Annotated in this window: 11 protein-coding genes and 1 tRNA gene; 6 read left to right on the top strand and 6 right to left on the bottom strand. The window is 52.0% G+C overall.

The features are described from left to right. Both dnaK and WC598_RS09180 read right to left on the bottom strand, forming a co-directional pair. On the bottom strand, positions 1-1,863 hold the full coding sequence (gene dnaK / locus WC598_RS09185) for a molecular chaperone DnaK (RefSeq protein ID WP_372961194.1): 1,863 nt from the start codon (positions 1,861-1,863) through the stop codon (positions 1-3). 3 nt (positions 1,864-1,866) lie between these two features. Beyond that, entirely contained in the window at positions 1,867-2,400 is a 534-nt protein-coding gene (locus tag WC598_RS09180) for a nucleotide exchange factor GrpE (protein WP_372961193.1), read from the bottom strand. Positions 2,401-2,665: 265 nt separating this feature from the next. On the opposite strand from WC598_RS09180, the gene purH reads away from it, so the two are divergent. From purH to WC598_RS09160, 4 genes are all read left to right on the top strand, one after another. Then, complete coding sequence (gene purH, locus WC598_RS09175; RefSeq protein WP_372961192.1) at positions 2,666-4,150, top strand: bifunctional phosphoribosylaminoimidazolecarboxamide formyltransferase/IMP cyclohydrolase; 1,485 nt, start codon at positions 2,666-2,668, stop codon at positions 4,148-4,150. 135 nt (positions 4,151-4,285) lie between these two features. After that, on the top strand, positions 4,286-4,408 hold the full coding sequence (locus WC598_RS09170) for a hypothetical protein (RefSeq protein WP_372961191.1): 123 nt from the start codon (positions 4,286-4,288) through the stop codon (positions 4,406-4,408). Continuing rightward, entirely contained in the window at positions 4,409-4,954 is a 546-nt protein-coding gene (locus WC598_RS09165) for a DUF4013 domain-containing protein (RefSeq protein ID WP_372961190.1), read from the top strand. Positions 4,955-5,201: 247 nt separating this feature from the next. Beyond that, positions 5,202-5,933, top strand: coding sequence for a DUF4013 domain-containing protein (locus WC598_RS09160; RefSeq protein ID WP_372961189.1), 732 nt, complete (start codon positions 5,202-5,204; stop codon positions 5,931-5,933). Between the two features lie 428 nt (positions 5,934-6,361). Here WC598_RS09160 and ilvD read toward each other — a convergent pair whose 3' ends face one another. From ilvD to WC598_RS09145, 3 genes are all read right to left on the bottom strand, one after another. Further along, positions 6,362-8,005, bottom strand: coding sequence for a dihydroxy-acid dehydratase (ilvD, locus tag WC598_RS09155; RefSeq protein ID WP_372961188.1), 1,644 nt, complete (start codon positions 8,003-8,005; stop codon positions 6,362-6,364). Positions 8,006-8,092: 87 nt separating this feature from the next. Beyond that, positions 8,093-9,418 (bottom strand): cobyrinate a,c-diamide synthase, encoded by a 1,326-nt coding sequence (locus WC598_RS09150; protein WP_372961187.1) that lies wholly within the window; start codon positions 9,416-9,418, stop codon positions 8,093-8,095. A 398-nt stretch (positions 9,419-9,816) separates the two neighbouring features. Continuing rightward, the gene (locus WC598_RS09145; protein ID WP_372961186.1) at positions 9,817-11,046 is read right to left on the bottom strand and encodes a COG1361 S-layer family protein; all 1,230 of its coding nucleotides are present in this window, start codon (positions 11,044-11,046) and stop codon (positions 9,817-9,819) included. Between the two features lie 863 nt (positions 11,047-11,909). Between WC598_RS09145 and WC598_RS09140 the strand changes: the two genes are divergently transcribed. Beyond that, entirely contained in the window at positions 11,910-12,299 is a 390-nt protein-coding gene (locus WC598_RS09140) for a hypothetical protein (RefSeq protein ID WP_372961185.1), read from the top strand. 80 nt (positions 12,300-12,379) lie between these two features. Beyond that, a tRNA-Arg gene (locus WC598_RS09135) sits at positions 12,380-12,451 on the top strand. Positions 12,452-12,576: 125 nt separating this feature from the next. Here WC598_RS09135 and WC598_RS09130 read toward each other — a convergent pair. Further along, positions 12,577-13,371, bottom strand: a complete 795-nt coding sequence (locus WC598_RS09130) for an energy-coupling factor transporter transmembrane protein EcfT (protein ID WP_372961184.1) — start codon at positions 13,369-13,371, stop codon at positions 12,577-12,579. Position 13,372 lies beyond the last annotated feature (1 nt).

The raw sequence follows: 13,372 nt of genomic DNA, 5'->3' as shown, positions 1-13,372 counted from the left end.
TCACTCTTCTTTTACCTTGTAATCTGCATTGACGACATTGTCGTCCGTCTTGGCATCCTGCTGTGCAGGGCCAGAGCCGGCATCCGGTCCGGCCTGCTGCTGTGCTGAGGCCTGCTGTTCTGCCTGGACTTTCTGGTAAATCTTGGTTGTCACAGCATATACAGCTTCAGTGAGCGATTCCATTGTCTTCTTGATCTCTTCAAGGTTGTTCTCCTCAAGAGCCTTTTTGACTGCCGCAGCGGCTTCTTCGACTTTCGTCTTGTCCTCGGCCTCCAGTTTGTCGCCGTTCTCCTTGAGCATCTTCTCGGCTGTGAAGACTGCGGTGTCGGCCTGGTTGCGGAGCTCGATCTCTTCCCGCTGCTTTTTGTCTTCTGCCTCGAACTGCTTGGCCGCATCCATCATCTTCTTGATGTCCTCTTCGGAGAGCTTCTTGTCTCCCTTGATGGAGATGGCCTGCTGGTTGCCGCTTCCGAGATCCTTGGCCGAGACATGGATGATACCGTTCGAATCGATATCGAAGGTAACTTCGATCTGCGGGATACCCCGGGGTGCCGGAGGGATGCCGGTGAGCTGGAACTTCCCGAGCGTGAAGTTGTCCTTCGCAAGAGCACGCTCTCCCTGGACTACGTGGATCTCGACACTGGTCTGGCCGTCAGCCGCTGTCGAGAAGATCTGGCTTTTCCTGGTCGGGATCGTTGTGTTGCGTTCGATGAGCTTGGTTGAGATGCCGCCGAGGGTCTCGATGCCGAGCGTGAGCGGGGTGACATCCAGGAGGACGATATCCTTGGTCTCACCGGTTAAGACTGCTCCCTGGATCCCGGCGCCAAGGGCAACGCATTCATCGGGGTTGAGGCCTTTGTCCGGTTCCTTGCCGAGGAGTTTCTTGACCGTTTCCACAACGAGGGGGACACGGGTTGAACCGCCGACAAGGAGGACGTGATCGATATCCTTGGGCTCGAGTTTTGCATCGCTTAATGCCTGTTTTACCGGCCCAACGGTGGATTCGACAAGACCCCCGATAAGCTGTTCGAGCTTGGATCGTGTGAGATCGATGTTCAGGAACTTGGGGCCGCTGGCATCCGTGGTGATGTACGGCAGGTTGATGTTGGTGGACTGCCTCTGGGAAAGCTCGATCTTGGCATTCTCCGATGCATCCCGCAGGCGCTGCATGGCGTACGGGTCGTTCCGTAAGTCGACACCTTCTTTCTTCTTGAACTCCTCGATCAGGTAGTCCTGGACGAGCTTGTCGAAGTCGTCGCCGCCAAGGTGGTTGTTGCCGGCTGTTGACTTGACCTCGAAGACGCCGTCCCCGAGCGTAAGGATCGAGATATCGAAGGTTCCGCCGCCAAGGTCATAGACGAGAACCGTTGCATCGCTCTCCTTGTCGATACCGTAGGCAAGGGCGCTTGCAGTTGGTTCGTTGATGATCCGCAGCACTTCGAGACCGGCGATTTTTCCTGCGTCCTTGGTAGCCTGTCGCTGGGCATCGTTGAAGTATGCCGGGACGGTAACTACGGCCTTGCTGATCTTCTCCCCGAGGAATGCCTCTGCATCGACCTTGAGCTTCTGCAGGATCATTGCGGAAATCTCCTGGGGCGTGTATTCCTTGCTGTCGATCTTGACTTTCTCGCTCGTGCCCATCTTCCGCTTGATGGACTGGATGGTCCGCTGGGGGTTGGTTACCGCCTGGCGTTTTGCAAGGCTGCCGACAAGCCGCTCGCCCTCTTTGGTGAACGCTACAATGGATGCTGTTGTCCTGCCGCCTTCAGAATTGGGAATGACGATGGGTTTTCCGGCTTCCATGATGGACATGCAGGAAAATGTTGTTCCCAGATCGATACCCAGAACTTTCTCGTGTGCCATAATTTATACCTCCGATTTGTTTTCGTTTCCTTTCGATACTGCAACTTTTGCGTGCCTGATGATCTTGTCATGCATACGATACCCGCAGGCAACCTCGTCGATGACCATTCCCGCAGTTTCATCCGATGGGATGTGGGCAATTGCTTCGTGTTCTGCAGGGCTGAATGGTTTTTTTAACGATTCGATGGCAACAACGCCGTGTCGTGCCAGCTGTGATGTGAGGAGCTGCTGGATCTGGACAATGCCCTCCCGTAAGTGGGCATCATCGGCTTTGAGGGCCCGTTCGAGATTGTCAACAACCTCGAGGAGATCTACTGCGAACCGCTCGTTTGCAAGAACCGTGATCGATTCCCGTTCCCGGGCAGTCCGTCTCCGGAAATTCTCGAAATCCGCTGCCAGCCTGAGGTGCTGGTCGTTTAAGTCAGCAAACGCCTTCTTCTGTACATCCAGCAGTGACTGCGGATCTGACGGCGGGTTTTCCGCGGGTTCCGAACCCGGAGAACCGGCCTGTTCTGGAGTGTTTTCTGCCTCGACCATAATACATCTCACTCGATGTTCCAATATCTATTGCATTGTGGTTCTATATAAACGTTGAGTTGGTCCTGCGGGGTAATCCGACAATCTCCCGTTGTTTTCGAAAACGGAGTAACATTATTGCGGGAAAACCGATCCGGGATGTCGTGAGGCCCGGATTGTGTTCGATTGTTCCCGATCTCACGAACGGAGCCGGTCCCATCAGCCCTCAGGTACCGGTTATACTACCAGCATACCTTTTTCTTTCCTGTTCTTCATATAGTAGGACATGAAGTGGGCATTGCTTTCTGTCTGGGACAAGACGGGTATCATCGATCTTGCACAGGTACTCATTGAACAGAAATACAGTATCATGAGTTCCGGTGGAACCGGAAAATCCCTGGCAGAGGCCGGCATAAAATTCACCGAAGTCTCGAATTATACCGGGTTTCCCGAGATGATGGACGGGCGGGTCAAGACCCTCCACCCCAAGGTGCACGGGGGACTGCTCGGCCGGCGCCAGATCGATGACGCGGTTATGGCAAAGCATGGCATCAACCACATCGACCTCCTTGTCGTCAACCTGTACCCGTTCGAGAAGATGGCAGCTAAAAAGATGAATCTCGAAGAGCTCATCGAGTACATCGATGTTGGCGGACCGGCCATGATCCGTGCAGCAGCGAAAAATTACCGGGATGTTGCTGTTGTTGTCGATCCAGCGGATTATTCCCTGGTGAAAAACGCTGTTCGCGGCGAAGGATTCCCCGAAACCGGGCGGCTTGTCCTTGCCAGGAAAGCATTTGCCCGGACTGCTGCGTACGATGCGGCGATCAGCAATTACCTGTACAACCTGGATTCCCCGTTCCCTCCAACATTTTCTGTGCAGTATACTCATGGCCGGGCCCTCCGGTACGGCGAGAATCCCCACCAGCAGGCTGCCGTCTACGGCAGTTCCGGCATTGCCGGTGCAGAACCCCTCCAGGGCAAGCAGATGTCCTACAATAATTACCTGGATCTCAATGCCGGGGTCTCCCTTATGCGGGAATTTGACGAGCCCGCTGCTGTTATCGTGAAGCACAATAATCCCTGCGGCGTTGCCATCGGCAGGGATGTGTTTGAGGCCTATATAGCCGCCCGTGACGTAGATCCCGTCTCCGCGTACGGCTCCGTTGTCTCCGTCAACCGCGAGCTTTCAAAAAAACTGGCAGAAGAGATAAGCAACACGTTCGTGGAAGTTATTCTCGCCCCTTCGTTCTCAAAGGAAGCTCTCGAGATCATGAAGAAGAAGGAGAACATGCGGGTCATTGTCCTGCCTGAATGTGCCCCTTCCGATGAGATCCGTACGATCGATGGCGGCGTTCTTGTCCAGCGGACTCCTGCATACCAGGAGCACTGGGAAGTCATCACCGACCGGGACCCGACCCCGGACGAGATGAAAGCCCTGCAGCTCGCCTGGAAAGTCTGCAAGCACACCAAGAGCAACACGATCATCTTTGCCGACCAGCACCATACCCTTGGCATCGGGGCCGGCCAGATGAGCCGGGTCGACTCCGCGAAGATCGCGATCGAGAAGGCCTGCGCATCCCTGAAAGGATCTGCCGTTGCCTCGGATGCTTTCCTCCCCTTCCCGGATACGCTTGAAGTTGCCGCAGCAGCAGGAGCAACCGCGCTCGTCCAGCCCGGCGGCTCGATCCGGGACAAGGAAGTCATTGAGGCCGCCAACCGGCTCCACATGGCAATGGTATTTACGGGGATACGCTATTTCAGGCACTGATATTCTCTTTTATTTTTCCATTCAACCCCGATTCCTGCGATAAATTTATATTCTGCGAACTTGTCATATGATCTTTAAATCGTTTGTGGCAGGATTCGCCATAAATGGTGCAGAAAAAGAATTGTGGTGATGAGAATGGATTTTGGAAAAGTTGTCGGAGATTCGTTTGGCTATGCAAAAGAAGGTCTCGTTGGAAAGTGGGTAACCTGGATACTGCTTATCATCAGCTGCATCATCTTCCCGCTGATCCTGGGCTAGATGATGCGGGTATACCGCGGCTCAAGCACTGCGCCTGAACTGAATGAATGGGTGAGCATGTTCATTGACGGGATCAAACTATTCGTTGTTTCCTTGATCTATATGATCCCCGTCCTCATCATCGAGGTTGTCGTCCTTGGAAGTGCTTTCCTGACCGGTATGATGGCACAAAATTACGCTCAGGCAGATCCCGGTGCAATCCTGGGACTCATTGGTGCAGTCCTCTTCGGGTTCATCATCCTTGCCATTGTGTCGATCATCATCGGTCTATTCCTTGCAACTGCCGTTGTCCGCTTTGCCCGCACGGGCAGCTTTGGCGAGGCGTTCAATTTCAGCGCAATAGCAGCGCACATCGGGAAGATCGGCTTTGTGCCCTATATCATCTCCCTGATCTTTTTGATCATTATCATCGGTATCGTTGAGATTATCTGCATGATGATTCCCTATGTCGGGATGCTGATTCTCTTGATCCTGCTCCCGGTTATTACCCTGTTCGAGGCACGGTACCTTACCCTGGTCTATGAAAGCGCGGGAACAACGGCATAACTCTTTTTTTCGTATTGGGCAATGGTAAAAACATTTTTTCATTATTTGCTCATTTTCCAAAAGGAAAGGAGCGAGATCTGTCTCTTCCCCGGTGGGGAGGCAGGCCGGTAAGAGACCCCCGTGGTTTCCTGCAGATCTTTTTTCTCTTCTCTCGTTTTTTTCAGATAAATGGATTGCAGTATTTTTCGCCCGGGCAAATCTTTTTATTTCCATACAAAGACTCTTTGGAAACATCTGGTGAACTGACATGGATTTTGGCTTAATGCTTAACGAATCGTATTCCTATGCAAAAGAGGGCGTCTGGTCGAAATGGTCCCGCTGGTTCCTTCTCATTATCAGCATGATCATCTTCCCGTTAATCCTCGGATACATGGTCAGGATCTTCCGCGGGGAAAAACCGGCTCCTGAACTCAAGGAATGGGGATCAATGTTTATCGACGGGCTCAAACTGTTTGTCGTGGAACTGGTCTATGCCGCCCCGGTGATTCTTCTTATCATCATCGCGTTCCTTCCCATCGTCTCGTCACTGGTGACAAGCGGTGCCTTCCACCAGGACTTTGCGTCAATGTCCGATGCGCAGATCAACCAGTGGTTCCTGAGTCATCCGGAATTCATCTCGGCCGCCGGAATAATGCTTGTCCTTATCCTGGTCGCGGTACTCCTTGCTATCATCATCTCGATCTTCTCGTTTATCGGATCAGTCCGGTTTGCAAAGACCGGGAGCATGAGTGAAGCCTTCAACTTTTCAGCAATCGTTGCCCATATCGGCAGGATCGGCTGGCTGAATTACATCCTTGCCCTGCTGGTTATCGGTGTCATTGGCGTAGTTTTCGGCCTGATCTTCAATGTGTTCTCGCTGATACCGGTTATCGGGGATATCATCGGCCTTGTCGTGATGTTCATCCTCTATGTCCCCTTCATCCTCTTCTCCAGCAGGTATAACCTGCTGGTCTATGAAGCCGGTGAAGAAAAGAACTAATCATTTTTCTTTTTAAAAAACCGGGATGCCGATTTTCTTCTCCACTTTTTTCTGTGACTGCACGGTACTGTGACAAAATCCCCGGTTCTGATACCGGAAAAATTAAAAATGGGTATTGTACTATTCCCGCCCCTTAAATCCAGGAAGGATTTACGGAGTGAAAAAAGGTAAAAAAACATGCCTGAAATTTAATGCAAAAAAGGAAATTCGTTTTGGAGCGGAAATACTGACGATCCATAGGCTTCGTCCCCGCTGCTATGGCGCCCCGGTTGCGATAGTGCTGTATTACCTGAATCGGGATTTTTGGTAATACCGGGAAATCGCATACACCCCCGCCCCCGATGGGGGCAGGGTTGGCGCAAAGGGGGGGGCGGACTATTGTAAAAGATAGATGTCAGGGGCGGGATTCGCAATTTACCCAAAAAAAATTATCTCTGGACTGCGCCAAGGTTGGCCTGTTCTACCGTCTTTGCGTACCGGGCAAGGACGCCGGTGAGGGACTTTGCCGGTGCTTTCCAGTGGCTCCTGCGCTCCTGAATGACGGCTTCATCCACGCAGAGATCGAGCTTCCTTTCGAAGAGATCGATGTCGATCATATCCCCTTCTTTCACGAGGCCGATTGGCCCGCCGACTGCGGCTTCCGGTGCGATATGGCCGATGCAGGGTCCCCGCGTTCCCCCCGAGAACCTGCCATCCGTAAGAAGAACTACCCGGGTGTACTCAAAACCCATGAGTGCGGACGTCGGGGAGAGCATCTCCGGCATCCCCGGGGCCCCGCGTGGGCCCTCGTTGCGGATAATGACTACATCGCCTTCGCGGATTTCGCGGGACAGGATTGCCTTCATCGCGGCCTGTTCGCCGTCAAAGACCCGGGCTGGTCCCTTGTGTTTCCACATGCTTGCGGGAACTGCTGCGCATTTGACAACTGCGCCATCCGGTGCAAGTGATCCAAAGAGAACTTTGAGTCCACCGGCTGCATGGACGGGTGTATCGATACTCTGGATCACGGAACTGTTTTTTATCACTGCTGCCCGGGCGATCTCGAGGATATCCTTACCCGCAACGGTTGGTGACGATTCAAGGAATTTTTCGAGTTGCCGGAGCACGGCCGGAATTCCCCCGGCCCGGTGAAGGGTCTGCATCGAGTGCGGGCCCGAGGGCTGCATATGGCAGATGTGGGGAATGGCATCGGAGAACCTGTTGAAATCCTCAAGCGTCAGCGGGATCTCCCCCTCAGTTGCAACCGCCATTAAGTGAAGGACGGTGTTGGTCGATCCTCCGAGCGCCATGTCCACCCGGATGGCGTTCTGCAGGCTTTTTCGCGTGATGATATCCCGGGGTTTTGTGTTTTTGTTGACAAGGGCCATCACGGCCTCGCCGCTCTCCCGGGCAATCCTCAGTTTTCCCGCGTCAACGGCGGGAGTTGCGGCACATCCCGGCAGGGACATGCCCATTGCCTCGGTCATGCAGGCCATGGTGTTTGCCGTATAGAGTCCCTGGCAGCTTCCGCAGCCGGGCATGGCGCATCCTTCCAGCTCGCAGAGCGCAGGTTCGGTCATGGTTCCTGCTGCAACTTTTCCCACACCCTCGAAAATATCGATGAGGGACCGGTCTTTCCCGTCCTGGTAGCCGGAGAGCATGGCTCCGCCGGTAATGACGATGGTGGGAATATTGCACCGCACTGCTGCCATGAGCATGCCCGGCACGATCTTGTCGCAGGTGCCAATACAGACAAGGCCATCGAACCGGTGTGCCTGAACCATCAGCTCGATGGAGTCTGCGATGTTTTCACGGGACGGGAGGGAGTAGCGCATTCCCTCGTGCCCCATGGCGATCCCGTCACAGATCCCGATAACCCCGAACTCGAACGGTACGCCACCGGCAGCAGCTATGCCTTCCCGGGCTTTCTCTCCTAACTTCTGGAGGTGGACATGACCGGGTACGATCGTATTATAGGCATTGGCAATGCCGATGAACGGCAGTTTCATCTCGCGATCGGTAACGCCCAGCGATCGGAGGAGCGCACGGTTGGGTGCCCGCTGGTACCCTTTTTTTACGTCATCACTGCGCATCGATTAAAAACTCCTGTCTTGTGATGATAGGTTCGCAGTCCATTATCTTTATTTCTTGTATCGGAATGGGAAAACCGGAAACCTGGTTCAGGTGCGGGAATATCTGCAGGCAGCATCGACAAACTCCCCGGCAAATTTCCCTGAAAAATAGGCGTGCGTGTACGAGCCAAGCACATTCTGTGAGATCATCCCGTCTTTTCCGGCATCGATCCCTTTGCCCCGGGATAGCCGGTACGCGTAATTTGCGTCCTTGTCCGGGAGGATCCGGGAGTAATGGAACTCATGCCCGAGAACCGGTTGGTTCTTTGAGAATACTGAATGGTTCCCGATCACGTCCCCTTTCACGTAACCCAGTGCCTGGATGCGCCCGGTCATCTCCGCAACTGCCGGAAGAACCCCGGCCATCCGGTAGGTTTTATCCGCCTGGATCTCCCGGGACAGGTACATAAGTCCGCCGCATTCGGCATAGATGGGCATTTCGTTCTCTGCTGCAGTTTTCAGCGCCGGCGTGCATGGCGAGGCTTCGAGCTGCGGGAGGAAAAGTTCCGGATAACCGCCGCCCAGGTAAACCCCGTCAACGTCCGGCAGGGATCCCTGGACCGGGCTGAAAAAGACGAGTTCTGCACCCGAATGGGCGAGGCGGTCCAGGTTATCCTGGTAATAAAAACAGAATGCCGGATCCATTGCCACGCCAACCCGGGTGTGCCCTGGAACCTCGCTGGCGGATTTACGGCTGGTGCAATATGGCGGGGCACTGCAGGCAATGGTAATTATTGCATCCATGTCGCAGAACTCCTCGATAAGGGAACCGGTATTGCCGGTATCCTCTGATTCGTGTGCCATGTGAAGGCCAAGATGCCGGCTTTTCACCACAATATTTTCACGTCGTGGTATCCAGCCAAGGGCCGGGGTTGCAAGGGATGGGGCGATCATCTCCCGGTGCCTTGGACTCCCGATCCGGTTTACGATAACACCGGCAATGGTGATGGTCGGATCAAAGTCAAGGAACCCTTTGATGAGGGCATGGATACTCCGCGACATCCCTTTGGCATCCACCACGAGGAGAACCGGGGCGCTCAGGATGCGGGCGACATTTGCCGTGCTGGCAAGATCGGATCCGTCCACCCCGTCAAACAGGCCCATGACGCCCTCGATGACTGCAATATCAGCGCCCCCGGATGCAGAAAGGAAGGTGCCGGAACACCCGGACTCCCCCATCATGAAGGGATCCAGGTTACGGGATGGCCGCCCACAGACTTTTGTGTGATGGGACGGGTCGATGAAATCCGGTCCCACTTTGAATGGCTGAACGGTCTGGCCCCGTGCGGTCAGGGCGGCCATGATACCACTTGCTACCGTGGTCTTCCCGCATCCGCTGTGTGTACCGGCAATCACGAGGCGGGGGATTTTCATGGACTGCCATCTCCCGGCATGACCCTGCAATCCGGGCTTATCCGGATATCTTCATTGGAAATCGTTTTCATTGCCGGCATCCTTGTCCCTCTCTTCTCATTCTTCTCTGTGCGGTTATTGCCCCGGCAGGTATTGTCTCATGTATCTCCTGGGACTGTATAAAGATCCGGATTATTTCTCTATGAAACACCGGGTGTTTTTCATACAGATTTTAGAATAACCGGGTGGAATGCCCGCTGGTCCGGATCATCTGTTTGGGCCTGCGATATTTAACATTTTTTAAGTCCGTTCGCCGGTAATTTCCGGATTATCTGCAGGGATGACAATGCGTTTATCCGTACCGTTTTTCCTTACGGGCCGGACTGGTGGTACAAAAAAAGGTATCCGGTTTGGAGCAGTTACTGTTTTTTCATCCGGTAGTGATAGATGCCGTAGGCAATACCGATGATGATAGCGACCAGTACCGAGAGGTAGATGGGATTGAGCAGAATGGTCATGATGCCAGCCGGGTTGCTCACATTGATCGCTACTTTCATGGTATCTGATATGTGCGTGTTGTCGAGTGCATCCCGGTACCGGATCTCAGAATCAAGCCCGTATTCCTTGATAGTTGCACTGCGATCCACACTGATAATGTAGGATGCTTTTGCCGACTCCCCGGCCTTGAGATTCCCGAGGTACGCCACATCGTCATTGCAGGTAAACGGATCAACGGCACTTATGCGGGCCTGTGCACTGTATACTGTCGTTTCGCCGGTATTCTTAAATTCCACGGTTATGGTTTTCTTGTTGCCGGGATTCAGTTCGGGTGGCGTTGAAACGATCGCAAAATCAGTTTTTCCTCCCACCGGAATGCCGATGGTATCGGTGCGGGACGTGACAAAATCGCCCTCCTTGTTCTGGTAAACTACGGCTACATCTATCGGGTAAGCCTGGCGCTCTGCAATGGTGCTGACTGCCACTTTATACTGGCATTCGGCGATACTACCCGGGGGGAAATCGCCAATATAGACGCTGCTGTCCGTTGGCACGATGGGGCTGTTGCCGTTCTGGGTGATCTTGACAATTGACTTTGTCCCGAATTCCGAACCGGTGTTCTTGATCTTCAACCGGATATACCCTTCAGCGCCCGCGTTGAGGTGTTCGGGGGTTGCTTCGAGCACATCGATTGAAACATCCGACTTGATATTGATGGGTGTTGTGAGATTTTCCGTTACTGTCTTGTACTGGTATTGGATGGTATCTGCGCCGAACTGATCTGCTGCATACAGGTACGTGTAATTAAGTGCAATGGGGAGCTGGTAGGTTCCCGCAACTGCATCAGATTTTACTTTGATGGAAAAAACGGCATTTGCATTATTTCCGCCTTTCAAGTCTCCAACCATCTGGGAATCCGATTTGATGACAATGGGTATATCGCCCGGATTGAGGGATACTGTTAAGAATTTTGCGGTATTGGGAAGATCGTCACGGTCAACGATAACGGAATTGATGAATTTGTACTCATTGAGCCCGGTGTTTTGTATAACGATGGTTAATGGTATGTCTTTTCCCGGAGTAAATTCATTCGCTCCTGAGATGTATGCCGAAAGTTCCGGACTCCCTGCAGTATATCTCGTCCCTGCCATAACCGGCGCGATCAGGCATACGCAAAGAATCAATAGAATACAGGATATTTTTTTATAAGATATCATTTGCTATAACTCCACAGTCTGGTCTGTTTTTTCGTACGTCATAAAATATGGGAATAGGATATTGTTAACACCCGTTTCTCGCTTATTTTTCCCTTCAAGATTGGTCCGGGCAAATATTTAATCTGTTTGTATCATTGGTTAGAAACAAATACCACTAATATGTATTGTTGGCATGTATAGGATATAAAAAAAATATTTATAAACAAACCCGCATCTTTGGAATAATGGGGCCAATAAAAAATTATGGATGAACATCTTTCCCTTTGCTTTTTCAAAGGTCCTCTTGTTTCGTATGGATGATTGCCCCTGCATATGGTGTCTTCTTGTATGGTTATCCGATGCCGCCCGCGCAGTTCACGGTAACGGGGAGAAAACCTGTTCAGATACCGATGAAAAACACTTAATTACATTAACGCGCCTTATTCTGTCTGATGAATTATCAGAGAGTCTCTGCTGTATGCGTAGCTCTTCTTTTATTATCCGCTACGCTATCCGGTTGTGTGGCACCTCCCAAAGAGATTCCTCCCCCGACCCCTGCTCCGACATCTGTCACCGGAGATCTCTCAACACAATTTTCAAATGCATCTGATAATCCGGCGTTTGTCACAACAACTGCATCCTATCTCAAAGATGCAACACCTTATCCAACACGGGTGACCCCTGCATCCGGAATTCCGACCCTGGTGGCGATTCCTGTAACCGATCCGGATCAGGTGTGCCTTATCTCACTTGAGAATTTCAATGCTGCAACGGGGGTAAAGAAATCGGCAAAAGAGTTTACACTCGTAAATCCCCCGATGTATATCAACTATACTATTAAAGATCCATCGTATATTACGGGAACAAAGATCGTGGTCGGTCATTCAAGCCAGGCAGAGTCGGTAACCTATAAACAGATAAATCCTGCATCATACCTGGAAATTACGGTAAGGAGCCGGACGAACGGAACAATTTATCTTCAGGATGGTTTTGGAAAAGAATACGGTCAGTATCTGGCGAAAACCATTAAAATAACCAAACCTGGGGATCTCCTCATTGAATTCTCCGGAAATAAAGTTACTGCCAATATCGGTGTCTGGGTTAAACCGGTTGGTAATTTTGATGAGAATGTAACGTTTGCAAATGTCGAATGCAAATCCCCCAAAAAATTTGGATCAAGTTCTCTTGATCTCCCGAAGACCTCGTAGTTTTTACCCGATGGATCCTAAAAAACGGTGAGGTATTTATGCGATGAGAACGTTTTAAGTAAGGCAGGTAGTCATCCCGCGTCCCGGTGGGGTAGTGGACATCCTAGAAGATTGCGGATCTTTTGACCCGGGTTCAAGTCCCGGCCGGGGCGTATAACTTCTTTCTTTCAATTTTCTTTTCTGCAAGCGTATTCACTTCAGCGCTGACAATGTCTTCGGGCAGGTATCCTAAAAAAAACTAAACAAAAAATGACTTATTTTCCCTTTGAACCTGTGCTCAAAGGAGCTGCCGGACGAGAAGCAGGACATACCCGCAACCGGCGAGGCCGATTGCGCATACAGTCATGTAATCCCGGCGCTGGAACGCAAATTCCCTCATGCGGGTTTTTATCCCGGTGCGGTATCCACGGATATCGATGGTAAGTCCGAGAACCGTGGCCCGTGCCAGTGCATTGGACACGAGGGGAATAACGATCGGGGCAACGCTGCGGAGTTTTCCCATCAGTCCGTTCCCCGGGTTATACCCTCGTGCCACCTGGGCTTCGTGTATCCTCTTCCCCTCAATCTGGAGGGTGGGAATAAACCGGAGCGCGATTAAGAACATGAGCGTATAATCTATCGGGATTTTCAGCCGCTCCATGGTCTGGACAATATCCCGTGGCTGGGTTGAGATCACAAAGAGCTGGAATACGCAGATGAGGATCATGAACCGGAATGTGAGCACGAAGCCGAACTCGATAGCTCCCGTGGTGATGGGAAAGAGACCCCCGATAAACGGTATTGCAGATGGAATAATATGGCCGATAACATCGCCACTCGGCATGGTCAGGATCGTAATTCCGATTAAGACAATGCTCATGACAGCAATCAGTTTGAACTGCTGGATAACTTCACTCCCCAGGTTTGCACAGTATGAGATCCCAAGAACTACAATAACGAGAGCAATAAGGAATGCCAGGTTCGTTGTGAGGATCGACATCAGGGCAAACAACAGGATGAATATAATTTTGGTAAACGGGTGGAGGCGGTGGAAGAAACCCTCCTTATGGACATACGCAAGAATTTCTGCCATG

It is taken from the genome of Methanoregula sp. (genome assembly GCF_041645475.1).
Classification (GTDB): Archaea; Halobacteriota; Methanomicrobia; order Methanomicrobiales; family Methanospirillaceae; genus Methanoregula.
This window is presented reverse-complemented; position numbering and strand designations above follow the sequence as displayed.